The sequence below is a fragment of the Vibrio sp. 1978 genome (assembly GCF_033344345.1).
Genome location: NZ_JAWPOP010001121.1, coordinates 1 through 501, shown reverse-complemented (window position 1 = coordinate 501; position 501 = coordinate 1). Strand labels below are relative to the sequence as shown.

Below are 501 nucleotides of genomic sequence, written 5' to 3'. Positions count from 1 at the left end.
TTTGTAGTTCTGCTCAATCTTAACGGCGGTGTGCGCTTTGGATGTGGTAGCCCCGCCAATCAGAAGAGGAAGATCAAAATGGAGACGTTCCATCTCTTTAGCAACATGAACCATTTCATCCAGAGATGGGGTAATCAACCCTGACAAACCAATAATATCAACGTTCTCTTCTATCGCGACTTTCAAGATCTTTTCACACGGTACCATCACGCCAAGATCGATGATCTCGTAGTTATTACACTGCAGTACAACGCCTACAATGTTTTTGCCGATGTCGTGCACGTCACCCTTCACTGTCGCCAACAAAATTTTTCCGTTACTGCTACCAGATTGTTTTTCGGCGTTAATAAAAGGCTCTAAATGCGCGACAGCTTGCTTCATCACACGTGCAGATTTCACTACTTGAGGTAAGAACATCTTACCCTCACCAAATAGGTCACCCACCACGTTCATGCCATCCATCAAAGGGCCTTCAATCACTTCAAGTGGCTTTGCCGCATT

General features: G+C 45.1%; 1 protein-coding gene. It reads right to left on the bottom strand.

Features of this window, described 5'->3' with window-relative positions; translation table 11 throughout:
- The coding region (locus tag R8N49_RS30970; protein ID WP_318190931.1) for a cobalamin-dependent protein at positions 1-501 on the bottom strand (501 nt) is incomplete at both ends.